This window comes from Gemmatimonadales bacterium (assembly GCA_036279355.1).
In the GTDB taxonomy this organism is placed as follows: domain Bacteria; phylum Gemmatimonadota; class Gemmatimonadetes; order Gemmatimonadales; family GWC2-71-9; genus DASQPE01.
In genome coordinates this window covers 13,627-40,157 of the sequence record DASUJH010000049.1, presented here as the reverse complement: position 1 = coordinate 40,157, position 26,531 = coordinate 13,627, and the positions used below count along the sequence as shown (strand labels likewise).

The following is a 26,531-nucleotide window of genomic DNA, read 5'->3' as shown; positions in this document are numbered from 1 at the left end:
CGGTGAGACGTGCTGCCCGCAACGTTATGCCGCGGGGGATTCCGCCTGGACCCGACGGGCAAAGTCGGTCCAGAACTGCTCGGTCAGCTTGCGTGCCGTACCCTCGAGCAACCGCGCGCCGACGCTCGCGATGGTGCCGCTCACGTCGCTGTCCGCGGTCCACTCGAGCTGCATGCGATTGGGGCCGAGCTCGCGGATGGCCATCCCCGCCACCACGTCCACGTTGGACCCCGGCGCCTTGCCGCGCGCGCGCATCTTGGCGCTCTCCTTCTCGACGACGTCGAACAGCTCCACGTCGAGCCGGAAGCGGACCTTGATCGCGCCCACGCCGAACGCGGAGACGACCTTGAAGTGTGTCGGATCTATCGTCTCGACCGATTCGACCCCGGGCGCGGAGGCCGCCACGAACTGCGGGTCCATCATGCGCTGCCAGAGGTGCTGGCGAGTGGTCGCGATCTCCGGAGCGCCCGAGAACTGCAGCTTCATGATCCAGGATCCTCGAGGTTGAGCAGGTCCGCCGGGGTGTCGATGTCCGGGTTCCGGCCGGCGACGTCCACCACCTTTACCAGTATCCCCCGCGCGGCGAGCAATGGGCCGAGTCCCGCGTCACCCGCGAGCGCATAGGCAAGCGGCCAGAGCGAGCGGTCGACCAGCATCGGGTGGCCCGGCTCGTCTGGCGCATCGGCATAGCGCGGCCGCACCGCGAGTGTGCGGCCCTGACCCCACGCATCGACCAGCGGCGCCACCACGTCCGCGCGCACCGACGGCTGGTCACCGAGAAAAACGACGGCCGCCGCGGGCCCGGCGGGCTCGATGGTGCGCGCGAGCCATGCGAGCCCCACGCGGAGCGAGCTGCCGAGCCCCGCGGACGGATCGGGGTTCTCGACCGGCGCGAGGCCTGCTGCGCGGGCGAGCTCGGCGCGCTTGGCATGGGCGCGCTCGGCGCCGCCGCCACGCGTATCGGCCGCGCCGAGCGCGGGAACGACCACGCACCCGCCGGCGAGCGCGCCCGCCTCGCGGGCACGGCGCACGCCGTCGAGCGCGTGGGCCAGGAGAGGCCGCCCGCGGAGCGGCGCCGCGAGTTTGTCGTCCGGCGCGTGCTGCGCGCCGGCGGCGGGCGCTGCGCCGGCGAATCGCTCGCCCCGCCCCGCGGCGAGCACGACCGCGTAAACGCCCGCGTTCGTTAGCGCGCCCGCTCGAGCGCCTTGGTGACCGCGTCGCGCACCGCCACCGTAACCAAGTGCCGCCGATACTCGGCCGGTGCGTGGATGTCGCCGTTGATCTCGACGCCCTCGGGCGCGGCGGCCGCCACCTTGCGGATCGCGTCGGGCTCGCCCTTGGTGCCGACGAGCTGGTCCGCTGCGCTCACCATCCGGGCAACGTCGGCCAGGCCGGTGAGCGCCACGGCCGCCTGCTTCACCGTCTTGCGCGAGAGCGCCACCACGGCCGCCGCCGCCGCGATCGCGTACCCCGACGCGGCCTGGTCGAAGCTCACGTATGCGGTGCCGGCGCCTTTCGGCAGCGGCGGAAGCACGATGTCGATGAGCAGCTCGTTCTCCTTCAGGTCCGTCGAGAACGGCCCCTTGAAGAATTCGCGCGCCTTGACCGAGCGCCGGCCGCTCTTCGACCGGAGCGTGAACGTGGCGTCGAGCGCCAGCATCACCGCCGGCATGTCCGACGCCGGATCGGCGTGCGCCAGGCTCCCGCCAACGGTGCCGCGGTTCCGCACCTGCACGTCACCGATCGACTTCGTGGCCTCGGCGATGATCGGAAACCGCTCGCGCAGCAGGTCGGAGTCGAGCAGATCCCGGTATGTCGTAGCAGCGCCGATTCGCGCTCCCCGCCGGTGCTCCGTGACGCCGCGCAGCTCGCCGAGATGCGCGATATCGACCAGCCGCCCCGGCTGGGCCAGCCGGAACTTCATCATCGGCAGCAGACTGTGCCCGCCCGCCAGCACCTTTGTCCCGTCCTCCGCCGCCAGCGCGGTCAGCGCATCGCGCAGCGACGCCGCCCGTACGTACTCGAACGCCGCCGGAATCATCGCCCCACCTCCTTACCGCCGTTGCCGCCCCTGCCGCCGTTCCCGCCCTTCGCCGCCTGAATCGCAGCCCATACGCGAGCGGGAGTGAGCGGCTTGTCGATATGTCGAATGCCGAGCGGCGCCAGCGCATCGCACACCGCACCCACCACCGCGGCCGCCGAGGCGATCGTACCCGCCTCGCCGACGCCCTTCACACCCAGCGGATTCACCGGCGATGGCGTCACGGTGTGGTCGGTCTCGATGTGCGGCATCTGGCTCGCGCGCGGGACGGCGTAGTCCATCATGGTGCCGCTCGCGAGCTGGCCGTCCTCGTCGTAAATGACGATCTCCTGCATCGCTTCGCCGATGCCCTGGACGACCCCACCGTGCACCTGGCCGTCGACGATCGTCGGGTTGATCCGCGGCCCGCAGTCGTCCACCGCGATGTAGCGCAGGATGCGCACTTCACCGGTGTCGGGGTTCACGTCCACCGTGCAGACGTGCGTGCCGAATGGATAGACGAAGTTGCTCGGATCGAAGAACGCGCTCGCCTCGAGCCCGGGCTCGACACCCGGCGGCATGTTCCACGCGACGTTGGCCATGAGCGCCACCTCGGCGAACGTCTTGCCCTGATCGGGCGAGCCCTTCACCGAGAACTTGCCGTCCTTCCACTCGACGTCGGCCTCGTTGGCCTCCATGAGGTGCGCCGCGATCTTCCTGGCCTTCTCGCGCACCTTGCCCGCCGCCACCTTCACCGCCGAGCCGCAGACCGCGGTGCTGCGGCTGCCGTACGTGCCCCAGCCCTGGGCCGTGTTGTCGGTGTCGCCGTGAAGGATCTCGACGTTCTCGACCGGATAGCCGAACTCGTCCGCCACGATCTGGGCGAACGTGGTTTCCTCGCCTTGGCCGTGCGGCGACGCGCCGATGTACACCCGGACGACGCCGGTGGGATACACGCGCACGATGGCCGAGTCGTAGAGTCCGCCGCCAAAGCCGACCGCGCCGGCCACCTGCGACGGCCCGAGGCCGCAGATCTCGATGTAGCTCACGACCCCGATGCCGAGATAGCGATCCCGCTTCCGGGCCTCGGCCTGGTCGGCGCGGAACTGCTTGTAGTCGATCATGCCGAGCGCCTTGTCGAGCGCCGGCTCGTAGTTGCCCGAGTCGTAGGTGAGACCCGTGGCCGTGGTGTAGGGGAACTTCTCGTGCCCGATGAAATTCCTGCGCCGCACCTCGACCGGATCCATCCCGATCTCGCGCGCGAAGAGGTCGACCAGGCGCTCGACGAGATACGCCGCCTCCGGCCGCCCCGCGCCGCGATAGGCATCCACCGGCACGCCGTTGGTGTACACGCCGTACACCGTGCCGTGGATGTTGGGGATGGTGTACGCCCCCGAGTAGACCAGGCCGTGCAGGATCGTCGGGATGCCCGGGCCGCCGGTCGACGCGTAGGCGCCGAGGCCGGCGTACACCCGCGTGCGGAGGCCGGTGATCTTGCCGTCCCGCGTGCCGCACATCTCGACGTGCTCGACGTGGTCGCGGCCGTGAATGGTGACCTTGTAGTTCTCCGACCGATCCTCCGTCCACTTGACCGGCCGGCCCAGGTCCATCGAGGCCACACAGGCGAGCGCCTCGTCGGCGTACGCCGGGATCTTGCTGCCGAAAGCGCCGCCCACCTCCGGCGCGATCACCCGGATGCGGTGCTCGGGGATCTGCAGCATGACCGAGCAGAGGAAGCGGTGGATGTGCGGGTTCTGGCTCGTGACCCAGAGTGTGAGCTGGCCCGAGCCCTTGTTGTAGCTCGCCACGGCCGCGCGGCATTCGATCGCGGTCGGCGCGAGCCGCTGCTGGACGATGCGCTGGCTCACCTTGACCGGCGCCTCGTTGAACGCCTTGGCCGCGTCGCCGCCCGACACCACCCACGTGAAGCCGATGTTGTTGGGGACCTCGGCGTGGAGCTGCGGTGCGCCGCGCTGCGCCATCTTCTCCGGGTCCACGCCGGCGGGGAGCGGGTCGTAGTCCGCCTCGATCAGATCGAGCGCATCCCGCGCCGCGGCGCGCGACTCGGCCACGACGAGCGCCACGCCGTCGCCCACGTAGCGCACCTTGTCCCAGGCGAGGAGCGGATGGGGCGGAGTCTTGAGGTCGCAGTTGGGCGGATTCCAGGCGCAGGGCACCGGGGCTACGCGGTCCTTGATGTCGGCGCCGGTGTACACCGCGACGACGCCGGGCGCCTTGCGCGCCGCCGACACGTCGAGCCGGGTGATTTTCGCGTGGGCGTAGGGACTGCGGAGGAGCGCCGCGTAGGTGAGCCCCGGGAGCTTCACGTCGTCGGTGTACGTCGCTGCGCCGGTGATGAGCCGGGGATCCTCGCGCCGCTTGATGCCGGAGCCGAAGAGCGTTGCCATGGGTATCTCCTCAGACGCCGGCGCCGGCGGGCTGGCCGGCGGGCCTCGGGGCGGGAGCGGCGGCGAGCTGCGCGCCGCGAGGATAAGCCGCGGCGGCGGACTCGCGCAGCGCGGCCGCGGCCGATTTGATGGCCGCCACGATGTTCTGGTAGCCGGTGCACCGGCAGAAATTGCCCTCGATGCCGTGGCGGATCTGTTCGTCGGTCGGGTCGGGGATCGCGTTCAGCAGATCGACCGCAGTCATGATCATGCCCGGGGTGCAGAAGCCGCACTGGAGGCCGTGCTTCTCCCAGAACGCGGTCTGCAGCGGATGCAGGTGATCGCCGGTCCCGAGACCCTCGATGGTGGTGATCTGCTGCCCTTCGGCCTGGACGGCGAGCACCGTGCAGCTCTTCACGGCGCGGCCGTCGATCAGCACGGTGCAGGCGCCGCACTGGCTGGTGTCGCAGCCGATGTGGGTGCCGGTGAGGTTGAGCTCGTCCCGCAGCGCGTAGACGAGCAGCGTGCGCGGCTCGACGTCGACGGCGCGCGCGGCGCCGTTGACGTTCAAGGTGACGGATTGCTTCATGCGGCGGGTCTCCTTCCGCTCAGACGCCCGAGCGCGAGGGCCACGGAAACTTCGGAATGGCGGAGTACAGGCTAGCAGAGCCTAGGCTAGTGGTCTCCGACGACACGGTCAAGCCGAGAACGAGCGCGCTGCGCTCGGCGTGCCGCGCGCTCTTGACCGGGGCTGCGGCCACTGATAACCTGCCTGACCGTTTATGCGTGGGTCTGACATTTCATGCCGATTTCCCTGGGGTGTAGCTCAATCGGCAGAGCGCCCGGCTGTTAACCGGGAGGTTGCTGGTTCGACCCCAGCCGCCCCAGCTTTCCTCGTCTATCATTCGCCGCCCCACCTCGTTCCAACCGGTCCACGCCGCCCACGCCGCGGCCCCGCTCAGTAACTATCGCATCGGATCTTGCACCAGCCGCACCAGGTCGCGTGGCGTTTCCAGCCAGAAATCGGGTTCCGCCGCCTCGAGGTGCTCCCGGCCGAACGGCCCCCAGAGCGCGGCCGCCGTCCGCACCCCTGCCGCACGCCCCGAGCGCATGTCGTGGATGCTGTCGCCCACGTACACGGTTTCGGCGGGCGCGGCTCCGAGCAACGCGACGGCGCGCTCGACCGGTTCGGGGTGCGGCTTCGGGTTCACCACCTCGTCGCAGCACACCAGCACGTCCATCAGCGCTTCCAGTCCCACGAGACGGAGGCCCCGGAGCGCGCCCGCGCGCGCCTTGCTGGTGACGAGACCGGTCTGGCATCCGCTCGCCTTGATTTCGCGCACCGCGTCCACCACGCCCGGATACACCCGCACCATGCGATCGTGGTTCGCGAGGTTGTACGCCCGGTAGGTGGCGATGAGCGCCTCGAGCCGGCCGGCATCGTCCTTCCACTCGGCGAACTGCGACGAGAGCGGCGTCCCCACGAGCTTGAGCCACTCCCTGTCGTCGCGCGGGGGGAGGCCGTGCTCGGCGAGGGTGTGGTGATAGCTGTCGAGGATGAGCCGGATCGAATCGATGAGGGTGCCATCCAGGTCGAACAGCACGGTGCGGATGCTCGGCATGGGCGGAACGTAGCGGCGCCCGGACGCGGGCTCCAGCGCGGCGGCCTCCCGGTCCGTGCGTCGCGTCACCGCAGTCTCCCCGCCGCGCGCGCTATCGATGCGGGCCGCTCCTCTGGGAGCAAATGGCAGGCCGGCACATGGGGGAACCGATGACGACGGACGGCGACGGCGCCTGGCGCCCGGTTCGGGACACGTAGATGCCGCGGCCGCTCGCGCAGCAGACTGTGGTGATCACCGGTGCGTCCAGCGGCATCGGACGCTGCACGGCACAGCACCTCGCGGCGCGCGGGGCGCGCGTCGTGTTGACCGCGCGCCGAGCCGAGGCGCTCGCGGGCCTCGCGCGCCAGATCGAGGTGGACGGCGGCAAGGCGCTGCCCGTGCCGGGCGACGTGACGCGCGAGGCCGACCTCCGCGCGGTGGCGCGCGCCGCCGTCGAGCGCTTCGGCGCGATCGACACCTGGGTGAACAACGCGGCGGTCTTCATCCAGGGCCGCGTGCAGGACCTGACGCTGGACGAGTACCGGCGGCTCTTCGACGTGAATCTGGTCGGCTACATCAACGGCACGCAGTGCGCCCTCGAGCCGATGCTCCGGCAGGGCTCGGGCAACATCATCCAGATTTCTTCGATCGTAGCCAAACGCGGCGCGGCCTGGTTCAGCGCGTACGCGGCGTCCAAGGCGGCGCTCGACGGGTTCAGTCAGACGCTGCGCGCCGAGCTCTGGGGCACCGACGTCCATGTCTCGACGCTCTATCTCCCCCAACTCGACACGCCCATCTACCGGCATTCCCGCGGCAAGTTCGGCACGGTGCCCAAGCCGCCGCCGCCGGTTACAGATCCCTTGATCGCCGCCCGCGCTATCGCGCGGCTCGCCGAGAAACCCGCCGCCGAGCGGTTTCTCGGCGCGTTCGGCTATTTCTATCGCGGCGTGGCCAAGCTCCCCGCGCGCGCCGGCGACTGGTTTCTCCACCACACCGCCGGGTTCACATTGAGCGACATTCCCGACCGCGGCGACAATCTCGACCGGCCGATGGACGACGTGCCGCGGGTGCGCGATGGCTGGGCGGAACGCGGATGGCGCGGCATCACGCTGAGGGAGATCGCGCGGGTGCTTCCCTGGGAGTCGGCAGTGGGCGCGGCTGCGCTCGGTCTTGCGGCGGGGGCCGCGGCGAAGCGGATGGCCGGTCGCAACGGACGGGCTCGGCCGCCTGGCCGAGGACCAGGTCCACGTCCCGGCCGGCGAGCGTTAGGAACGGCGCGCCGAGCCCGAGGGGGCTGAGCGGACTCGTGGCGGGGATGTTGACGGCGGCGCGGGTCCATCCGATGCGGCCGCGGAGCTCGCTGGCATGGGCAACGACGAGCGCATCCGGGGCGAGCGCGGCGGCGCCGGGGCCCTCGGTGCTGAGCGTGGCGGACAATGGCGCGCTCGAAGCTGGAGCACCCGGACCATCCCGCACATCCCGGTGGAGCGCCGCTATCCGTATCCGCTGGTGCCAGAGCCAGTGCGGGCGGTCGTACTCGATCCCACAGATCGGATCCTCCTGCGTGCCTACGGTGACGCCTTGCCGCGCTCCGGCGGTGCGGGTAAAGGGCGCGAAGTACTTGGGCGCACCCAATAATTCCCGTCCACCGATCACCGACGCCGGCTGGTCCACGAGCAGCGCAGCGACCCACGCCGCGGGCCGCGCGCGGTAGAGCACCGTTGCCGCGCTCGCGATGAGCTCACTGTACTCGAGGTCGGAGCCGGGGCCGTAATTCGCCAGGAACAGCGCGCCCACGGTCCGCCCCGGCCGCAGCGAAAGAATCCGCATGCCGGGAGGGACAAAGGCCCGCGCCCGCCGAGTCTCGACCCAGTGAAACGTCACCAGCACGACCCCGCGCGACCGGAGCCGCCACGGCATCGGCGGGAGGATCACGCCGGGGTTGCCCGCGAGGTCCGCGCGAATCGATCCGCGCTCCCCGGCCTACCGGGCTCGGCTGCCGCTGCGGCGCCGATCCGGCCAGCGGCGATTCAGGCGATCCGCCCGCGCCGCGCCAGAGCGCCCGTTGCTGGCCGCTGCACCGATGAGCAGCAGCGCCGCGAGCCCGGCGGTGACGACGGCCCCGGGGCGCCGCCTGGCGAAGTCGGCGACACCGCTCTCGACCACGTCGACCCGATCCGCCACGAGGAGTAGCAGCCAGTGTGGCGCGCGGTGCTCGGGGATCTTGTACGCGGCCTTCCTGAGCACGCCGCTCAGCCCGTGCGGCGGTTGCATCGTGCCGAACACCGGCGTCAGGTGCGTGAGGCCGACGCGCTTCTGGATCGGTACCGTCGGCGTCTGCTGCGCCGGCTCGGTCCAGTGCGCGCCCTCGGCCGGGCTCGGCGGCTGGCGCTCCTTCGGAATACCGGGGCGCTTGCTGGCGTCGAGGTCCGCGCCGAGTCCGGGATTCTCCCGCGAGATCGTGGATTGTGCGGTCATGATCGCGCCTCCGGCATGAGGACGGCCTTCACGCAGCCGTCGAGTTTGCTGGCAAAAATATGGTACGCATCCGCCACTCCTTCGAGCGGAAAACGGTGCGTGATGATGCTCTTGGCGTCCACGCGGCCGGACCGGATGTGCTCCAGAAGATGGGGCATGTACCGCTTGACGTTCGCCTGGTTCATCCGGAGCGTGAGCCCCTTGTTCATCGCGGTGCCGATTGGGATCAGGTCCCAGGGCGGCCCGTACACGCCCATGATTACCACGTTCCCGCCCTTCCGTACCGCGTCGATTGCCCACACGATGGCGGTCGCCGCGCCTGCCTGCAGCTTGAGCTTGACGCCGAGCAGCGTCTGATAACGCGAGCCGTCCGCCTCGAGCCCCACGGCGTCGATACAGACGTCCGGCCCCCGGCCGTCGGTCATCCGCTTGAGCGTGAGGATGATGTCGTCCACTTCCTTGAAATTGATCGTCTCCGCGCCGGTGAACTGCCGCATGAACTCGAGCCGGTAGTTGACATGATCCACCGCGATCACCCGCCCGGCGCCCATGAGCCACGCACTCTTGGCCGCGAAGAGACCCACCGGGCCGCAACCGAAGACGACCACAGTGTCTCCCTCGCCGATCTCGCCCATTTCCGCCGCCTGATAGCCGGTGGGGAAGATGTCGCTCAGGAAGAGCACGTCCTCCTCGGTCATGTCGTCGGGGATCTTCATCGGGCCGACGTCGGCAAAGGGGACCCGGACGTACTCGGCCTGGCCGCCGTCGTAGCCCCCCGTGGTGTGCGAGTAGCCGAACACTCCCGAGGCGATGCCCGCATTCGGATTGGTGTTCTCGCAGTTGCCGTAGAGCCCGCGCTCGCAGAAGAAGCAGGTGCCGCAGGAGATGTTGAAGGGGACGACGACGCGATCTCCCCGCTTGAGCCGCTCGACCGACGGTCCAACCTCCTCGACCACTCCGGTAATCTCGTGCCCGAACGTGGTGCCGACCCGGGTGTCGGGGATGAATCCGTGGAAGAGATGCAGGTCGGAGCCGCAGATCGCCGCGCGGGTGACGCGAAGCACGGCGTCGTTGGGGTGCTCGATCCGCGGCTCCGGCTTCCGGTCGACGCGGACCTTATTGGGTCCTCGGTAGGTCATCGCCAGCATTAACTGCCTCGCTTTCCCATTGCTCAGCTCGGGCCCGCTGCGATGCCGATGCGCCCCGCCGCGCCGCCGGGCGAAAGGGGCAATCTCCCCCCCGTGCAGGCTCGCTTCGGTGCGCCCGGTCACGCTGGAGCCGCGGCCGCGGGGCTGATTGACGGGGCCGAGCGCACTGTGCGGGGTGCACGTCACGGCGGGCGGAAGAACACCAGTCCGGTGAGCGTGGGCCGCAGGGCGTCCCCGCGCCCGGCCGGCAGGGGCAGGCGGCCGAGCCCGGCGAGCAACTCGGCGTCCGTGGCGCGGGCAATCTGCTCGATCATCATTGCCTCGCCTGCGGTGTGCCCGCCGGCGGCGAAGTCCAGCGCGCGCTCGAGCCGCGCGAGCGTTCCGGCATCGCGCCGCCGCGCCGCCGCCCGGGTGAGCGCGTGCAATCGCGCCACCAGCCGGCGGGCGCACGGCGTGGGCGTCGGCGCGTCCCAGTACGCGGTGCGGACGGCGCGGATGCGGTCGCGGATTGGCGGGCCGAGCGCGTCGAGCGCGCGAGTCACGGCTGCGCGATCGGGCGCGGGCGCGTCGGGCAGGGTCGCCGCGGCGTCGAGGCGCGCCGCGATGAGATCCGGATCCTGTGTGACGCGCCCGCGGGCGTCGCGCCAGAGGAGCCAGGTGCCGACCAGCGCCGGCTCTTCCCCGGACCCCGGCACGATGGACAGCGCGAATCCGGCGAGGACGCCCGCCGCGTCGCTCCGCACCGCAGCCACACCGGCCGAAGCGGGTCCGCCGGCGAATCGATCCGCGATGTCGGCCCGCCACTGCCAGGCGCGCCGGCCGGCGGAGCCGAGCCCCACCTGGGCGGGAAGCGCATCCTTGGCCGCGAGGACCGCGAGCTGCCTGAGCCGCGATTCGACCGCCGGCGCTGGGTGGAACCGGACCAGCTCGACCTCGGCGTGCGCCGACGCCGCGCGGCGGGCCCGGCCTTCGCGCTGCGCCAGCCGCGCCGGCGTCCATGCCAGGTCGTAGTGCACCACCCGCGCGGCGCGGCGCAGGTCGAGCCCTTCCGCGAGTACGTCGGTGGCGACGAGATGCAGCGGCGCAAGCTCGAGCGGAATGTGCGACCGGTTTCGATCCGTCTCCTGTCGCCGCGCGAACCACCCAAGCACCGCGTCCCGCGGCGCGTGCAGCCGGCCGATACCGGCGGCCGCGCCGGTGCACCAGGCGATCGGCCGGGCGGCAAGGTGGTCGCGCAGGTGGCGCACCGTGCCGCGCGCGGCGGCGAAGACGAGCGTGGGGCGGTCGTCATCGAGGAGCTCGGCGAGCTTGGCCACCTTGCCGTCCGGCGCGTCGGCCGCCGCTGCCGCGCGCGACAGCAGCACCTCGAGCGGTGCGAGATCGTCGAGCGCGATCTCGCCGGGCGCGAGTCCGCCGGTGGCGCTGCCGTCAGTCGAACCCAGCATCTCCCAGAGCAGCAGTTGCTCGCCGAGGCCGCCCGTCATGCGCAGCAGCTCGGCACGCGCGGGCTTGAGGCCGGCGCGCTCGGCGTCGCGCGCGTGGAGCAGCAGGCGCCGATAGCGGCGGAGTGCCGCGAGCAGCGCGGCCGGGCTCGACGCGCCGGCGTGCCAGAACACGCCGCGTAGGAGCCCGGCGACGGCGGGGTTTGCGGCCAGTTGCAGTCGATCCAGCTCGCTGAGCAGTGGGAGGACAGCGGTCATGTCCCCATCATCGAGCGGAACGGCGCGCTCCAGAGCGGCAGGGCGCGGGTGTCCTTCCTCGCGTGTGAGCGTGCGGGTGAAGATGACGTGGCCGAGTGCCGCGTGCGCCGGCGAAGTCGTGCCGGATGTGCCGCGGCCGCCCGATGCCCCGGCGTGAGCGCGGACGCGGTGCCCGCGCGGGCCCTGATCGAGCATCGCCGTGAGTGACGGTACGCCGTGCACAGCCAGCGCGTCATCTCGCACGACCAGGCGAAGCTGGTGCGTGACGTCGCTCAGCCGGTTCACCGTCGGCGTCGCCGTGAGCAACAGCGCGCGGCGCCGCACGAGCCAGGGCGCGAGCGCGCGGTAGCGCCGCGTGTCGGGGTTGCGGTAGTGGTGCGACTCATCGATCACGACGAGTCCCATGGCGCCGCAAGGTAGCCCCCCGCGGCTCACCCGCTCGTGCGACCAGACGACGGCGGGCACGCCCAGCCGCCGGGCCGTCCTGCACCACTGGGTCACGAGCGCGGCGGGCACGATGCAACACGCCGGACGCCCGCCGCCGAGCGCCGCGGCCGCGGCGAGCGCCACGTACGTCTTGCCGCTCCCGACCGGGTCCGCCAGCATGCAGCCGTGATGGCGACGGACGGCAGCGACTACGCGCCGCAATGTCCGGTGGTGCTCGGGCCAGAGCCATGCGGGTGCCCCGACGTCCGCTTCGGCGGGTGCCAGGCTCCGCGCAAGCGCCGAGACCACCTCGCGCGCCGGGGCCGCCGGCCCGGCCTCGAGTGCGGTGGCGAGCGGCTCCGGCACCGCGGCCAGCGACTCAGCGACGATCGTCGGCGCCGACGCCATCCACCAGGGCAAGCGCGCGGCGGAGGGCGGGCGTGAGATCGAGATGGCGGGCGGTGATGTCATCGATGTCGCCCTGAATGCGCCGGCCGGTGCACGCGTCACGGGCGAGCGCGGCGAGGTCGGCGTCGGGGAGCACGGCGTCGGGCAGCGGCAACGCGGCCACCACCCCCGCGCTGAAGCGCGCGAATCCGCCGGATGCGGCACTCGCGCCGAGCCGTGCGACCGCGCGAACCCAGGTGCAGTTGAGCCATGCGGCCACGGCGAGCGTGGCGAGCGGATCGGGCGCGGGCGCCACGTAGCAGGTGTTGAGCGGGATCTGATCTTCGGTGTCTGGAGCAAGCAGCGGCGCTGCCGTGAGCCGGCGCGCGAGGTCGGCCCAGACGATCCGGCACCGCGCGGTGGCCGGCGCCGTGCGGAAGAGCGTCCAGGCGGGGCCGCCGGCGTAGTCCGTGCGCGCGCGGAGCCGTTTCTCATGGGCGGACAGGTACGCGTGTGCGAGGCAGGGGAGGGCGCCGAGCGCGCCGCCCGCTTGGTCGCAGGGCCAGAGCAGGCGCGCGTGCCGCCCCGCGCGAAACGGTGCCAGGTCGCGCCCTCGAACGGCCCAGCGAAGCAGCTCGGGCTCGATCGGTGCCCGCGGGTTGAGGAATACCGCGTTGGCGCCGGTCTTGACTCCAAGATGGCAGCCGAGCCGATCGCCGAGGCGAGGATGCGCGGCGCGGATGGCTTGCAACGCGGCTTGGTCCGGCCCGCGGGCCAACACCCACGGCGCGCCGCCCGCAAGCGTCGCCTGCGGCGCCTCCGGCGCCTCGTGCGCAGCGAGCACCGCGCGCACGCAGTGGCCGGGCGGCGGCGCCGACTTGGTCGCGACCAACGCCATCGGATACACCGTGGCCTCGAATGCCGCTTCGGCCCGGCCGGTAAAATCGGCCACCGCGTGCAGCGTGGCCGAGGTGGCGAGCGCATGGCGGGCCCGCGTGCCGTATGCCGCCGTCGCGAGCTTGGCCGGCACCAGCAACGCGAGCGCGCCGCCCGGCCGGGCCAGCTCCCAACTCCGCTCGACAAACGCAAGCGAGAGGTCCGGCCGGTTTGCGAACCCGCGCGACACGCCCGAGCGCCACCAGCGATAGCGCGCCGCAAGCCGGGCCCGCTGCTCCGGCGCGATGCGCTCGGCCCGGACCCACGGCGGATTGCCGACCACGACGTCGAAGCCGCCCGCAGCAAAGACGTCGGCGAAGTGGCTCTCGTAGTGGAACCAGGGGAGCTCGCCCTCGCGCTCGAAGCGGCGCCGCACGAGCCGGAGCGCGCGCCGCTCGGATCTGAGCCCGTCAAGCTCGCTGCGGAGCGCGGTATCGAGCCCCCGCCGCTCACCAAAGAGCGTGCAGCCCCGGCCCTCCTCGATGCACCGGCGGATGCGAGCCGCGAGCCGCGCCTCCGCCGCCGTGAGCGAATCCGCGAACGCGCGTGACTCAGCCCGCCGATGCTCGCGCGCGAGCTCGCGCTTTTCGCGACCGCTCGCCGCGACGAGCCGATGGCGCAGCCGCGCGAGCGCGGCCGAGGCCTCCCGCGTGACCGCGCCGCCGGCGCCGGCGCCGAGTGGATCGATCAAGCTGTCGCCCTGACGCACGAGACAATCGAGATTGGGAAGTGGCTCGATGCGCTCGGGAGCGTCCGCAGGATCGTCGGCGATGACCGCGAGCCAGAGCCTGAGCTCGGTGAGCCGCACCGCTGCGGGATTGAGGTCGACGCCGTAGAGCGAGCGGCGCAGCACCCGGCGCCGCGCCCGCCAGACGGAACGGTCTCCAGCAGCGAGCGTCGCCAGGAGATCGAGCGCGCCGAGGAGAAAGGCGCCGGACCCTACCGCGGGGTCGAGCAGCGTGACGTGGTGCAGGGCCTGCCGCGCCGCCGAGCTTCGTTCATCGAGATGCCGTTCCGCCCGCGGCGCCGCGCAGCGAAGCCGCTCGGCCAGCAACGCCACGAGCCCGGCACGCACCAAGCTTCGCACCAGCGCGGCGGGAGTGTAGAACGTGCCGCTCCGGCTCCGCGCCGCCGGCTCCATCACGCCCTCGAACACCCGCCCCAGCATGTCGGGCGCGATCACGCCCGGACGGCCGGTTTCGCCCGCCGCAAACCGGAACCGCTCGAACAGGTCGTCGAACGCATCGCGCCAGATGGCGCTCGGCAGCGCGACCGGCCAGTGCCGCTCGAGGGGGTGCGGCTCGAAGAGTCCGCCGTTGAGGAAGGGCACGCGGCCGAACCCGCGCGGAAGGCGGGACCGCTCCGCCATCGGGCGATTGAGCGTGCCGAAGAAGAGCGGCCTCAGGAGATCGCGCTCGATCCGCCGCCCGCGGCTCAGGCAGCGGTCCACCTGCCGAGCGAGAAAGTCCGGCTGCCCGTCGAGCCACCCTTTGCTCTGCACGAGATAGAGGAAGAGCACGCGGGTGAGCTGCAGCAGCGCCAGGTTGTGGCGGTCTTCGGCAGGGCAGGGAGCGGGCAGTGCCGCGGCCATCCGCTCGAGCGTGGCGCGGAACGCACGGAAGAACCGCCGCCCCACCGCCTCGCCCGCTAGCGCCTCGGCGGCGTGCGCGGCGGCGGCCAGCGCCCCGCGCACACCGCCGTCATCGGGCCCACGCCGAAGCCGCTCGAGGCACGCGAGGCCGAGGCCCTCGGGCGCATCGAGGCTGCACGCGACGTGGGGGATGTCCCCGAACGCCACGGCCGCGGCGAGCTCTCGCGCCGCGGGCGCGATGGCCAGCACGCCGCCCGTGCGGCCCCAACCCGCGAGCCGCCGCGCCACCGCACGCGCGGCGCGCGGCGCATCGCGCGCCTCGATGCCATACCACGGCAGCTCGCCCGCGCGCCCGACGAGCGCGGCGCGGATCACCAGCCTTTCGGGCCAGGCTCCTTCCTGCCACGCGCCCTCGGGCGCGGGCTCCCACCGCGCTTCGTGGCCCAGCGCCGAGATGAGGCGGGGCAAGTCGTCCAGCCGCTTGAGCGAGGTGAGGACCGACTCGAGACCCACGCGACGGCGGCTCCGCTCCGGGGAGCCCCACGATCGCGGTTGCACCGGGCGGCGTCGGCACCAATCGCGCGCGGGCCGTGGCCGAATAAGTAGAGCCGTCCGGGTTGCGACCGGCCCCGCAACCGCGCTACCATCCCAGTCCTATGACACGCACACTCTTCGCCTGCCTGCTCGCGGCCGGCCTGCCCGTCGCGGCGCGCGCCCAGGCCCCGGCGCCCGACCCCGAGACCGCCACCTTCGTCATCCGCCACGGCGCCGACACGGTGGCCACCGAGCAGGTCTCCCGCACCGCCACCGAAATTCACGGCGAGCTGAGCCTCGCCCACTCCAAGACCGGCACCTCGGAGCGATACCGCGCCGTGGTCGCGCCCGACGCCACCCTGCCGCTGGTCGAGGTGACGGTGGGCGCGAAGGCGCCGAGCCCGCGGGAGCGCGCCCCCATCGAGCAGCGCACCCGCGTCATCTTCAAGGGTGACAGCGTCGCCGTGGACGATGCGAGCCCGGGCGGCCTGCAGACCCGCATCATCGGCACCGAGGCGGGCGCGATGCCGTACCTCAACCTGTCGTTCGGATTGCTGGAGCAGACGCTGCGGCGGAGCGCCACGCTCGGGACTGGCACCGTGAAGGTGCCGCTCTTCAACCTGAGCCGAAGCCACGAGCAGTACGGGGGCCAGACCGTCCCCGCCACGATCACCCGGCTCGGTGCCGACTCGGTAAGCCTCGCGATCGGCTCGGTGGACTATCGGCTCAAGGTGGACTCGACCGGACGCCTCATGGGCGGCGGGATTCCATCTCAGCAGCTCTCGTTCGAGCGAGTCCGCGGGCGCTAGGCCGCGCCCGAATCCGCGTCGGTCCGGTAGACGCGGCCCTTCCACTCCACGTGGCGCGCGCCGCGCCAGGTGGAGCGGGCCGCGATGTAGAGCACCATCGCCGCACCCAGCGGATACGCGAGTCCGTAGATCGGCGGGATTCCCATCCCGAACGACATGAGTGCCCAGAACCCGGCGGTGAGCGCGGCCGCCGCGAGCGCGGCCGGTCCGAGCCCACCCACCGATCCCCCGAGCGCCCAACAGAGGGCGACCACCACCGGCGCCAGCCAGAACCCCATCACGCCGGCCAGCAGCCACGGCATGAGCGCGCGCAGCACCGGCTCCTCGGGAAAGCTGCGCCGGCCGCCCAGGTAGAAGTTCTTCGACCAGCCTTCGATCAGGTGCGCGAGCCCGCGATACATGCGGGTCTCGATGAGCCGCCCCGCATAGGCAAGATGCAGCTTGCGGCCGTGCCGGAGGAACTCCTGCGCCAGCGCCACGTCTTCGGCCACCTCGCCGCGCACCGACTGGTGGGTGCCGGCGGCCTCGTAGCCCGCGCGGGTCACCAGCAGGAACTGCCCGTTGGCGATCACGTCGCGCGCGCGCGTGGCCCGGTTCACCCGCTCCGGATTGTATCGGAGGCCGAGCAGCAGCCAGATTTGAGGCATCACGACCCGCTCCCAGAACGTGTCGCACCGCTGGTGTGCGGCCACGGTGACGAGATCGGCCCGCTCGGCCTCGAGCGCGCCCACGGCGTGCCCCAGGAAATCGGGCTCGTGCCGGGTGTCCGCGTCGGTGAAGGCGACCAGCTCGCCGGCGGCCGCGCGATAGCCCTGCACGCACGCCCACGGCTTGCCGAACCATCCCGCCGGCAGCTCCGCGCCCCGCACGAGGCGGACGCGAGGATCGCCGCCGGCGATCCGCTCCGCAATCGCGGCGGTGTCGTCACTCGATCGGTCGTCCACCACGATGATCTCGAGCTTGGGGTACTCGCTCGCGAGCAGCGAGCGGAGAACCGTCTCGAGCGTGGCGGACTCGTCGCGCGCCGGTATGACGATGCTCACCGTGCGCCCCGAACCGGGCGGCGCATTCGAGAGATCGGGCGTGCCGCGGGCCAGCCGGGGCAGCGTGAAGTAGGGGACCAGCCATGGCAGGGCCGGCCAGAGCTGCGGAAACGTCATGCGGGCCGGAGAGCCTTATTCCGAACGGCGGGGTCAGCGCCGCCGGTGCTGCGAGACGGCGGCCAGCTCGTGCTCGAGCGCGCGGAGCTGACGGCTCACTTCGGCGGCGTCGTACTCGGCGTTGGGTCCCGGCACGCCGTTCTGGGCGAAGAGGGTGGCGATGAGGGCGTCGGTGTAGCCCACCACCGCGACGGCGATGCCCCTATCGATCACGCGGTTGAGCCGCAGCATGATCGCCATCGACTGACGCCCGCGCATGAGCGCGAAAGTGGCGCCGAGGTGGCGGATCAGAAGCTCGCGCAGATACTGCAACTCCTCCACCACTTCGCCGGCGGCAAGGCCGCGGGCCGACGCCACCCGGCCGTAGTGCTCGCACACGTGAATCCAGACGGCCTTGACCTCCCGCCGGAGGGGGCCGACCATTTCGTTCATCGTATTTATGATGAGGCGGAATTCCTGCTCGACTGTCGCACGCGGGATCGCGGTGGTTGCGGTAAGTCGGTCGCCGAGCCAATCGGCCCACTGCGAGACCATGACCTCCCGCGCCTCCGCAATCACGCGACCGGCGGCGAGCATCGCGGGCTGCGAAGCGCGCACTGCCGCTCTCCCTGTTGAGGCGCCGGCAAAGTTAACCTCGGAGTGAGGATGGGGTCAAAAGCCGTCATCCGTCCGCCGCGCCTCGCCGCGGGGTGCCGCGTCGCGCTCATCGCACCCTCGGGGCCGCTCCCCGAGCGCGACGATCACGCTCGCGCAGCCGAGCTCTGCCGCGCATTGGGCTACGAGCCGGTGCCAGGGCCCAACGCTGCCCGCCGGCACGGTTACCTCGCGGGCACCGACGCCGAGCGGCTGGCCGATCTCAACGCCGCGCTCGGCGACGGTTCGATCGACGCCGTCTGGTGCCTTCGCGGCGGCTATGGACTCACCCGCATTCTGGACGGCGTCGATTTCGCAGCGCTCGCGCGGCGGCCCAAGCCGGTCGTCGGGTTTTCCGACGTGAGCGTGTTGCTCAATGCCATCACCGGCGAGACCCGCGTCGTCGCCTTTCACGGCCCCACCGCGCGCCAGCCGCTCGGCGCGTTCACCCGCCGCCACTTCGAGCGCGTGCTCGGCTCGGCGGAGCCGGCCGGCCGGCTGGAGCGCGTCCCGCCCCCGCCCGACGTGCTGGCGCCCCGCGCGCCGCGCATCGCCACGCTTCGCGGGGGCCGCGCCGAGGGCCCGCTCGCGGGCGGCAATCTTTCGCTGCTCCAGTGTCTCGTCGGCACCCGCTGGTTTCCCGATCTCGCCGGCGCGCTCCTGTTCCTGGAGGACGTGGGCGAGGAGCTGTACCGCATCGACCGCATGCTCTCGCATCTGCGGCTTGCGGGCGTGCTCGCCGGCGTGGCAGGTGTGGTCGTGGGACAGTTCACCGAAATGCCTCGCGCTTCCGATGGCGGCCTCGATCTCGACGATGTGCTCGAGCACTATCTGGCGCCGCTCGGGGTGCCCGTCGCACGCGGATTTCCCATCGGACACATGGACGAGCAGTGGACCCTCCCGCTCGGCGTGCGCGCGCGGCTCGATGCCGATGCCGGCGAGCTCGCGCTGCTCGACCCCGCGGTGGCCTGAGCCCGCACCGCACCGGTACATTCGATGCATGGCCACGCCCACGCTCACCCGGCACACGCTTCCCGGCGCCCTCGGCGAGATCCTGATCGACGTGCGCGCCGGCGGGCGCGCATCGCCCCGTGCGGCGGTGGTCGTGATCCCCGGGTTCAAGGGCTTCAAGGATTGGGGCATGTTCCCGCCGCTCGGCGAGCGCCTCGCCGCCGCGGGATTCACCGCGGTGTCGCTCAATCCGAGCGGCAGCGGCGTCGACGATAGCGGCGAGTTCGTCTGGCCCGAGCGCTTCGGCCACAACACCTTCTCCGCCGAGCAGGCCGATGTAGCCGCGGTGCTCGGCGGGCTCGCGGCCGGCGCCTTCGACATCGCGCCGCCCACGCGCATCGGGCTCGTGGGCCACTCCCGCGGGGGCGGCGCGGCCATTCTCACCGCCGCGCGCGACGCACGGGTGCGCGCGCTCGTCACCTGGGCCGCGATCTCGACCGTGGAGCGGTGGACCGATCGCGCGGAACTCGACCAGTGGCGCGCGGCCGGGCGACTCGACGTCATCAACAGCCGCACCGGCCAGGTGCTGCCGCTCTATCTCGACGTGCTGGACGATGTCGAGCGCCATGCGCACGGCGCGCTCGACATTGTCGCCGCCGCCGCGCAAATCACGGCGCCCTGGCTCCTCATCCACGGCACCGACGATCCATCGGTCCCATTTATCGAGGCCGAGCGCCTCGCACGCGCGCAACCTGCCGCCCGCTTCGTCCCCGTCGAGGGCGCCGCGCACACCTTCGGCGCCGCGCACCCCTGGCGCGGCTCGACGCCGGCGCTCGATCTCGTGATGACGGAGACGGTCTCCTGGCTCAGCCGCCACCTGCTCTAGCCGCCCGCGTCGGAAGCATCTGTCCGCCCGTCCGCCTGTCCGCCCGTCTATTATTTCCCCATGCCCATCTACGATTTCCGCTGCGCCGCCTGCGGCGCCGAGTTCGAGCGACTGGTTCGCACCGACACCAACGTCGCCTGCCCGAGCTGTGACGGCCGCAAGGTCGAGCGCCTCATGTCGCTCCCTGCACCGCCCGCATCGGCCGGCAAAGCGGCCGATTTCAGCAAGCTCGGTCCGCCGCCCGGCGGCGGCTGCTGCGGCGGCGCGTGCCATTCACACAGCCACTGAGCGAGCCGTTCGCCGGGATCGCTGATCGTCTCGCGCAGCACGCGCCGCACGAGGCCACCGATTCCGGTGCGCTGTGGGCGGCGGTGGCACTCGTGCTCGTACCCGGGCCGGTCTCGCTGCTGCTCATCCGCCGCGCGGAGCGCGAGGGCGATCCCTGGTCCGGTCAGGTGGGTCTGCCCGGAGGTCGGCGGAGCGCCGCCGACGCCGACCTGCTCCGCACGGCAATGCGCGAGACGAGGGAAGAGGTGGGTCTCGCGCTCGACTCCGCCCGCCCGCTCGGCCGGCTGGACGACATCGCGCCCATGACGCCTACGCTCCCGCCCATTGCCGTTCGCCCATTCGTCTTCGCGCTCGACCGCCGCCTGCCCCTCACACCGAACGGCGAGGTCGCCTCGGCCCACTGGATTGAGCTCGGCCGGCTCTTCGCACCGGATGCGATGCGCGAGACCGAAGTTGCCATCCGCGGCACCCGCCGCGTGGTCCCGGCCTATCTGGTCGATGACCTCGTCGTCTGGGGCATGACCCACCGGATACTGGGACTCCTCTCCCGCACGCTCGCCGAGTAGTCGTCCCCGGCGTGACCCTTGCCGTCACGTTGACCTAAGCACGCGCACATTCTATTATTAGGCTGGCCTAATTATTGGATTCGCATGAACGCACTCGCCGGCTCCGATACCCTGACCCGATCGGTCGAGGACTACCTCAAGGCCATCTACCGGCTCTCGCCCGAGGGGCAGCCCGCGTCTACCAGCGATATCGCGCACCTCCTCGAGCTCTCCGCACCTTCCGTGAGCGGGATGGTGAAGCGCCTCTCGGAGCAGGGGCTGCTCGAGCACCTGCCTTACAAGGGCGTCCAGCTCACCCCCGAAGGCCGCCGCGCCGCGCTCCGCATGGTGCGCCGCCATCGGCTCATCGAGGCCTACCTCGTCGGCTTTCTCGGATACTCCTGGGACACGGTGCACGACGAGGCCGAGCGCCTCGAGCATTCGGTGTCCGACACGCTCGTCGAGCGCATGGCCGCCGCGCTCGGCAACCCCGGCGCGGATCCCCACGGCGACCCGATCCCGGCACCCGACGGCTCGGTCGACGAGCTGGTCGGCATTCCGCTCGCCGACGTGCCGGCGGGAGACACGGTCGAGCTTCGCCGCGTCGACGTCCGCTGGCCCGACCGGCTCCGCTATCTCGCTTCCATCGGTCTCCAGCCCGGCGCGTCGGTGACCGTTGTGGATCGGCAGCCGTTCGACGGCCCCATCACGCTCAACGTGGACGGCATCGAGCGCGTGATCGGCCACGAGCTGGGGCGCGCGCTCTACTGCTCGCCTGTCGAACCGACGCGGGAATCGGCACCCGACTCCCGATGACCGCGACCACGGCCCGCCCGCCCGACGCGGCAGGCTGGCGCTATCCGCGCCACACCAAGAGCCTGCCCGAATCGCACGGCACCGTGGAGGTGCCCAAGGGCATCGCGTTCTGGCGCAAGGCGCTCGCCTTTGCCGGCCCGGGCTACATGGTGGCGGTGGGCTACATGGACCCGGGCAACTGGGCCACCGATCTCGCCGGCGGCGCCGGGTTCGGCTACACGCTTCTCAGCGTGATCCTGCTCTCCAATCTGATGGCGATCCTGCTCCAGGCGCTCGCCTTGAAGCTCGGGTTAGTGACCGGGCGCGATCTGGCGCAGGCCTGTCGCGACGACTACTCCCGCCCCGTGAGCTTCATGCTCTGGGTGCTCTGCGAGATTGCAATCGCCGCCTGCGACCTGGCCGAGGTGATCGGCTCCGCGATCGCGCTCAACCTGCTCTTCGGGATTCCGCTCATATGGGGCGTGTGCCTCACCGCGCTCGACGTGCTGCTCATCCTTCTCTTGCAGCACCGCGGCTTCCGCTGGCTCGAGGCGTTCGTCATCGCGCTGGTGGCCACGATCGGGCTCTGCTTTGCCGTCGAGCTGGCGCTCGCGCGCCCCGCGCTCGCGGCGGTTGCCGCCGGCCTCGTGCCGACCACGCGGATCGTCACCGATCCGGCGATGCTCTACATCGCGATCGGCATCCTGGGTGCCACCGTGATGCCCCACAACCTTTACCTGCACTCGTCGATCGTGCAGACCCGCGCCGTGGCGCCCGAGCCCGCCGCGCGGCGCGAGGCCATCCGCTTTGCGACGCTGGATTCGACGCTGGCGCTGCTCTTCGCCTTCTGCATCAACGCGGCGATCCTCATTCTCGCCGCGGCGACGTTCCATCTGACCGGCCACCAGGACGTGGCCGACATCGGCAACGCCTATCATCTACTCACGCCGCTGCTGGGTACCACGCTTGCGAGCGGGCTCTTTGCCATCGCACTTCTCGCCTCGGGGCAGAACTCCACGATCACGGGCACGCTCGCGGGGCAGATCGTGATGGAAGGTTTCCTCGACATCCGGCTGCCGCCCTGGCTCCGCCGGCTCATCACCCGGCTCATCGCCATCGTGCCGGCGGTGATCGTGACCGCGCTCTACGGCGAGCGCGGCACCGGTGCGCTGCTCATCCTGAGCCAGGTGATTCTGAGCTTGCAGCTCTCGTTCGCGGTGATTCCCCTGGTGAAGTTCACCAGCGACAAGCGTAAGATGGGCGGCTTTGCCAACGGGCCGTTGCTCCGCGCCTCGGCCTGGGCGGTCGCGGTGGCGATCGCGGCGCTCAACGGCTGGCTGATTCTCCAGACGTTGCGGTCCTGGCTGGGCTGAGCGGTCCGTGATCCGCCGCACGTGACGCGCATCACCGCTCCGCTGTGCCGCGACCGGTAACCTCGCGCCCATGGACCTCAACGGACCCAAGATCAAGATCGCGCGCCGGCTCGGCATCACGCTCACGCCCAAGTCGGCCAAGTACCTCGACCGGCGACCCTACCCCCCGGGCCAGCACGGCCAGAGTCGCCGGCCCGGCAAGCAGTCGAACTACAAGCGCCAGCTCCTGGAGAAGCAGCGGCTCCGCGCCCAGTACAACATCGGCGAGCGCCAGCTTCGGAACTATTTCATCCGTGCCGCGGCCATTCCGGGCAACACGGCCGGCACGCTGGTGCAGCTGCTCGAGACCCGGCTCGATGCGGTGGTGCTCCGCGCCGGCTTTGCCCGCACCGTCTTCGCCGCGCGCCAGTACGTGCGCCATGGACACATTCTGGTGAATGGCCGGCGGACGAGCGTGCCAGCCTACGAGGTGCGGCCGGGCGACGTGGTCTCGGTGGCGGAGCGGAGTCGCGGCATTCCGCAGATCGTGGATGCCACTCGCGCCGGGGGCAAGCCGCCCGGCTATCTCGAGGTCGAGCCCGAGGCCTTCCGCGTCCGTTTGAGAGAGCTGCCGTCGGCCGATCAGGTGCCCATCGTCTGCGCGTTGCCGCTCGTCATCGAGTACTACTCGCGGTGACGCTCTCGTCACGGTGACTATCTCGGCCCGGTGACGCTCTCGCCACGCGGGCTCCTGCTCGCGCGCGAATGATCCGCCGGGCGCCGGCCGATCCGTTACGTTTCGGCATGGCGTCACCCCAATCTCGCATTTGCGCCGATCCGCTCACTCGGGCGCTCTCCGAGCAATTCGGCCTCGCCAGCTTCCGCCCCGGCCAGCGTGAGGCCGCCGAGGCGGTGCTCGAAGGGCGCGATCTCGTCGCGGTGATGCCCACCGGGGCCGGCAAGTCGCTCTGCTTCCAGCTTCCCGCGCTACTGCTCGACGGCACCACGGTGGTCATCTCGCCGCTCATCGCCCTGATGAAGGACCAGGTGGATCGCCTCCGTGTGCACGGCATCGGCGCGGCCGCGGTGCATTCCGGCCTGGCACCCGCCGAGCGCGACGCGGCCGAGCAGGCGCTGGCCGGCGGTCGCCTCCGGCTCGTGTACGTCGCCCCCGAGCGGCTCGGCAGCCCGTCGTTCAGGGCGGCGCTCGCGCGCGCTCGTCCCGCGCGGCTCGTCGTCGACGAGGCGCACTGCATCAGCCAGTGGGGTCACGATTTTCGTCCGGACTACCGCCGCCTCGCCGGCCTCAAGTCCGAGCTCGGCGTCGCGGCGGCGGCGTTCACTGCCACGGCGACGCCGGCCGTCCGCGCGGATATCGCAGAGCAGCTTGGACTCGAGCGGCCGGTCGAGCTGGTCACCGGCTTCGAGCGGCCCAACCTCACGCTCGCCGTCGAGAGCTGCCGCACCTGGGCGGACAAATCGGCCGCCATCCGCCGGCTCCTCGATGCGGTCGGCACGCCGGGTCTCCTCTATGCCGCCACCCGCAAGAACGTGGAGCGGTGGGCCGAATTTCTCGAAAGCCTCGGCCTCCGCGCCGGCCGATACCACGCGGGTCTGCCGGACGAAGAGCGGACCCGCGTGCAGGAGGATTTCCGCCACGGCCGGCTCGACGTCGTGGCGGCGAGCAATGCATTCGGCATGGGCATCGACAAGGCGGACCTCCGCTTCGTGGTCCACGCCGATGTGCCCGGCAGCATCGAGGCCTATTACCAGGAGGCCGGGCGCGCGGGCCGCGACGGTCTTCCCTCGCGCTGCACGCTGCTCTTCTCGCCGGCCGACGTGCGCACCCAGGAGTTCTTTCTTGCGGGGGCCAATCCGTCGCCCGCGGTGCTGCGCGAGGTGTGGAGCTGGCTCGCCGCCGACACCACCGACGAGGAGATCGAGCGCCGCACCGGTGGCGACGCGCTCGCTCGTATGGCCGCGGCCGGAGCCGCGCGGTTGCTCCGGCGCCTCGCCGATGCGCGCGGGCGCCGGCCGGGCGAGGGCGACTTGCCGGTGGATCTGGCACAGCAGCACGCCAAGGCGGAGCGCGACCGCGAGCGGCTCGATACCATGCTCCGCTACGCGTTCGGCCGAGTCTGCCGTACGCGCTTCATCTACGACTACTTCGCGGGCGCCGCGCGAGGTGGCGCGGCGCCTCGCTGCGGCACCTGCGACATCTGCCTGGGCTGGCATCGCGCGGCCGGCCGGCCGCTCACCGACCTGGAGTACGAGCGGGTGCGCATCGCGCTCTCGGGCGTGGGCCGTCTCTCGGGCCGCTTCGGGGTGGAGCGGATCGCGCAGATGCTCATCGGGAGCCGCACGCGCGAGGTCGTGAGCCGCGGGCTCGACCGAATCCCGACTTATGGCCGGCTCGACTCGATGCGGCTCGACGAGGTGAAGGAGCTGCTGAGCATGTTGGCCGACGTGGGTTTGCTCGAGCGGCGGGGACTCGAAGGCGGCCGGCCGGGAATGAGCGTGCTCGCGCTCACGCCGGAGGGGCGCGAAGTGGCGCTCGGCGCCGTGCGGCCGGAGCTGCCGTTGCCGTCGCGCACAGCGGCGAAAACATCCCGTGCCACGTCCGGCAGATCGTCGGCCGGCTTCGCTACAGCGCCTGCCAGCTCCGATCCGCCTTCCGCCGCACCCGACCCTGATCTGGTCGCGCGGCTCAAGGCCTGGCGTACGGCTGAGGCGCGGGCGCGCGGCGTGCCGCCGTACGTCGTCTTCGCCGACCGGGCGCTGGAGGCCATCGCGTCCGCGCGTCCGGAAACGAGACCAGCGCTGCTGGCGGTGAAGGGGGTTGGTCCGATGAAACTCGAGGCCTACGGAGACGCGGTGCTCGGAATCGTCAGCGCACCGGCTCCGAGTCCGCCAACGGAGGAAACTCCTCTGCTTCGAGCGGAGCCGCCGCGCCCTGCGAGCGCTCCATCGCGTCCAGCAGGCGCGCGATGAACCGGTCGCGCTGCTGGCGCATCTCCGCCGGCTCGCCGGCATAGGTCCGCTCGACCATCTTGATGAGCCGCTGCCGATCTTCGGTCGAGAGGTGGCGCCAGCTCGCGAGCTTGCCCCACAGCTCCTCGTGCACCTGGAGCATCTCGTTCATGAAGATCCCCGGCCCGCGCGATCCCGCGTTCATCACCTGCGAGAGGTACGGGCCGCCCACGGCCCACGCGAGCGCCGGCCCGAGCGAAACCAGCCGATCCACGTCTTCCAGCTCCATCACGCCGTCGAGCACGAGCCCAATGCACTCGCGCCAGACCGCGGCCGCGATCCGCATCGTCGCCGTGCCCGGCACCTCGCGCTTGAGCAACACCGTCCGGCGGTCGAGCGAGTCGAGCCAGCGTTGAACCTTGACCGTGCAGAACGGATCGGTGAGCGGGCCGGGGATGACCTCGACCAGCGGGATCAACTCGACGGGATCCATCGAATAGGCCACCAGGAAGTGCCCCGGCCGCCGGAGCCGGCCGCAGAGCGCGCTGGCGGACATGGTGCTCGTGTGGCTCACCGTGATCGCCGACTGCGGCGCCACCTGCTCGATCTGCTCCAGGAGTCGCTGCTTGGCCGGCAGGTCAAGGGGCATCACGTCGAGCACCCAGTCGGCGTCGCCCACGGCGTGGAGCAGACTCCGGCCCACCCGCATCGTGGCCACCGCGCCGGCGGCCACCAGCGGGTCCGCCCGGCCGAGATCGGTGAGCCGGCGGATGCGGTCGCCCACCTCGTTCCACGCCTTTTGCAGCAGCGCGGACTCGGGGTCGTAGAGCGACACCGGCCACCCGCGGCTCAGCGCCAGCGCGGCCCAGCCGCGCCCGCGGTGGCCCGCGCCGATCACAGCGACGCGCGGTGGCTCTTCTCCTGCCATGCCGCC

General features: G+C 71.6%; 23 protein-coding genes and 1 tRNA gene. 11 read left to right on the top strand and 13 right to left on the bottom strand.

Features of this window, described 5'->3' with window-relative positions; genetic code table 11:
- Positions 1-24: 24 nt before the first annotated feature.
- The 5 genes from VFW66_12030 to VFW66_12010 are packed head-to-tail and all read right to left on the bottom strand — an operon-like array spanning position 25 to position 4,996.
- Positions 25-486, bottom strand: coding sequence for a carbon monoxide dehydrogenase subunit G (locus VFW66_12030; protein ID HEX5387425.1), 462 nt, complete (start codon positions 484-486; stop codon positions 25-27).
- Positions 483-1,160, bottom strand: coding sequence for an NTP transferase domain-containing protein (locus tag VFW66_12025; GenBank protein ID HEX5387424.1), 678 nt, complete (start codon positions 1,158-1,160; stop codon positions 483-485). Before VFW66_12025 ends, VFW66_12030 begins: the two co-directional genes overlap by 4 nt.
- A gap of 23 nt (positions 1,161-1,183) precedes the next feature.
- Complete coding sequence (locus VFW66_12020) at positions 1,184-2,041, bottom strand: xanthine dehydrogenase family protein subunit M (GenBank protein ID HEX5387423.1); 858 nt, start codon at positions 2,039-2,041, stop codon at positions 1,184-1,186.
- Positions 2,038-4,428 (bottom strand): molybdopterin cofactor-binding domain-containing protein, encoded by a 2,391-nt coding sequence (locus tag VFW66_12015; protein HEX5387422.1) that lies wholly within the window; start codon positions 4,426-4,428, stop codon positions 2,038-2,040. Before VFW66_12015 ends, VFW66_12020 begins: the two co-directional genes overlap by 4 nt.
- Before the next feature lie 10 nt (positions 4,429-4,438).
- Complete coding sequence (locus tag VFW66_12010) at positions 4,439-4,996, bottom strand: (2Fe-2S)-binding protein (protein ID HEX5387421.1); 558 nt, start codon at positions 4,994-4,996, stop codon at positions 4,439-4,441.
- A 226-nt stretch (positions 4,997-5,222) separates the two neighbouring features.
- Here VFW66_12010 and VFW66_12005 point away from each other — a divergent pair.
- Positions 5,223-5,295 (top strand) — tRNA-Asn (locus VFW66_12005).
- Positions 5,296-5,372: 77 nt separating this feature from the next.
- On the opposite strand, the gene VFW66_12000 is transcribed toward VFW66_12005, so the two are convergent.
- Positions 5,373-6,098: an HAD-IA family hydrolase gene (locus VFW66_12000; protein ID HEX5387420.1), complete on the bottom strand. Its 726-nt coding sequence runs from the start codon at positions 6,096-6,098 to the stop codon at positions 5,373-5,375.
- A 128-nt stretch (positions 6,099-6,226) separates the two neighbouring features.
- On the opposite strand from VFW66_12000, the gene VFW66_11995 reads away from it, so the two are divergent.
- Complete coding sequence (locus VFW66_11995) at positions 6,227-7,306, top strand: SDR family oxidoreductase (GenBank protein ID HEX5387419.1); 1,080 nt, start codon at positions 6,227-6,229, stop codon at positions 7,304-7,306.
- A gap of 685 nt (positions 7,307-7,991) precedes the next feature.
- On the opposite strand, the gene VFW66_11990 is transcribed toward VFW66_11995, so the two are convergent.
- From VFW66_11990 to VFW66_11975, 4 genes are all read right to left on the bottom strand, one after another.
- Positions 7,992-8,486 (bottom strand): hypothetical protein, encoded by a 495-nt coding sequence (locus VFW66_11990; protein HEX5387418.1) that lies wholly within the window; start codon positions 8,484-8,486, stop codon positions 7,992-7,994.
- Positions 8,483-9,625, bottom strand: coding sequence for a zinc-dependent alcohol dehydrogenase (locus VFW66_11985; GenBank protein HEX5387417.1), 1,143 nt, complete (start codon positions 9,623-9,625; stop codon positions 8,483-8,485). The genes VFW66_11990 and VFW66_11985 overlap by 4 nt, the downstream gene beginning before the upstream one ends.
- A gap of 191 nt (positions 9,626-9,816) precedes the next feature.
- Complete coding sequence (locus tag VFW66_11980; protein HEX5387416.1) at positions 9,817-12,231, bottom strand: helicase-related protein; 2,415 nt, start codon at positions 12,229-12,231, stop codon at positions 9,817-9,819.
- A complete protein-coding gene (locus VFW66_11975; GenBank protein HEX5387415.1) occupies positions 12,140-15,187 on the bottom strand; it encodes an N-6 DNA methylase in 3,048 nt (1,015 codons plus the stop codon). The genes VFW66_11980 and VFW66_11975 overlap by 92 nt, the downstream gene beginning before the upstream one ends.
- A 143-nt stretch (positions 15,188-15,330) precedes the next feature.
- On the opposite strand from VFW66_11975, the gene VFW66_11970 reads away from it, so the two are divergent.
- Positions 15,331-16,017: a hypothetical protein gene (locus VFW66_11970; GenBank protein ID HEX5387414.1), complete on the top strand. Its 687-nt coding sequence runs from the start codon at positions 15,331-15,333 to the stop codon at positions 16,015-16,017.
- Here the strand turns inward: VFW66_11970 and VFW66_11965 are convergent.
- Both VFW66_11965 and VFW66_11960 read right to left on the bottom strand, forming a co-directional pair.
- On the bottom strand, positions 16,014-17,177 hold the full coding sequence (locus VFW66_11965; protein HEX5387413.1) for a glycosyltransferase family 2 protein: 1,164 nt from the start codon (positions 17,175-17,177) through the stop codon (positions 16,014-16,016). The two genes, VFW66_11970 and VFW66_11965, sit on opposite strands and share 4 nt — an antisense overlap.
- A 33-nt stretch (positions 17,178-17,210) precedes the next feature.
- Positions 17,211-17,774 carry a hypothetical protein gene (locus VFW66_11960; GenBank protein HEX5387412.1) on the bottom strand — a complete coding sequence of 188 codons (564 nt, stop codon included), beginning with the start codon at positions 17,772-17,774 and terminating at the stop codon, positions 17,211-17,213.
- A gap of 48 nt (positions 17,775-17,822) precedes the next feature.
- On the opposite strand from VFW66_11960, the gene VFW66_11955 reads away from it, so the two are divergent.
- The 8 genes from VFW66_11955 to VFW66_11920 all read left to right on the top strand — a co-directional run bounded on the left by VFW66_11955 (position 17,823) and on the right by VFW66_11920 (position 25,618).
- Positions 17,823-18,782, top strand: coding sequence for an LD-carboxypeptidase (locus tag VFW66_11955; protein ID HEX5387411.1), 960 nt, complete (start codon positions 17,823-17,825; stop codon positions 18,780-18,782).
- Positions 18,783-18,810: 28 nt separating this feature from the next.
- The gene (locus tag VFW66_11950; GenBank protein ID HEX5387410.1) at positions 18,811-19,647 is read left to right on the top strand and encodes an alpha/beta fold hydrolase; all 837 of its coding nucleotides are present in this window, start codon (positions 18,811-18,813) and stop codon (positions 19,645-19,647) included.
- 60 nt (positions 19,648-19,707) lie between these two features.
- Complete coding sequence (locus tag VFW66_11945; protein HEX5387409.1) at positions 19,708-19,935, top strand: zinc ribbon domain-containing protein; 228 nt, start codon at positions 19,708-19,710, stop codon at positions 19,933-19,935.
- Entirely contained in the window at positions 19,914-20,501 is a 588-nt protein-coding gene (locus VFW66_11940; protein ID HEX5387408.1) for a CoA pyrophosphatase, read from the top strand. The genes VFW66_11945 and VFW66_11940 overlap by 22 nt, the downstream gene beginning before the upstream one ends.
- Positions 20,502-20,585: 84 nt before the next feature.
- A complete protein-coding gene (locus VFW66_11935) occupies positions 20,586-21,296 on the top strand; it encodes a metal-dependent transcriptional regulator (GenBank protein ID HEX5387407.1) in 711 nt (236 codons plus the stop codon).
- A complete protein-coding gene (locus VFW66_11930) occupies positions 21,293-22,648 on the top strand; it encodes an Nramp family divalent metal transporter (protein ID HEX5387406.1) in 1,356 nt (451 codons plus the stop codon). Before VFW66_11935 ends, VFW66_11930 begins: the two co-directional genes overlap by 4 nt.
- A 70-nt stretch (positions 22,649-22,718) precedes the next feature.
- Entirely contained in the window at positions 22,719-23,324 is a 606-nt protein-coding gene (gene rpsD, locus VFW66_11925; GenBank protein HEX5387405.1) for a 30S ribosomal protein S4, read from the top strand.
- Between the two features lie 68 nt (positions 23,325-23,392).
- On the top strand, positions 23,393-25,618 hold the full coding sequence (locus tag VFW66_11920) for an ATP-dependent DNA helicase RecQ (protein ID HEX5387404.1): 2,226 nt from the start codon (positions 23,393-23,395) through the stop codon (positions 25,616-25,618).
- On the opposite strand, the gene VFW66_11915 is transcribed toward VFW66_11920, so the two are convergent.
- Entirely contained in the window at positions 25,515-26,495 is a 981-nt protein-coding gene (locus tag VFW66_11915; protein ID HEX5387403.1) for a 3-hydroxyacyl-CoA dehydrogenase NAD-binding domain-containing protein, read from the bottom strand. The genes VFW66_11920 and VFW66_11915 overlap by 104 nt on opposite strands.
- Positions 26,496-26,531 lie beyond the last annotated feature (36 nt).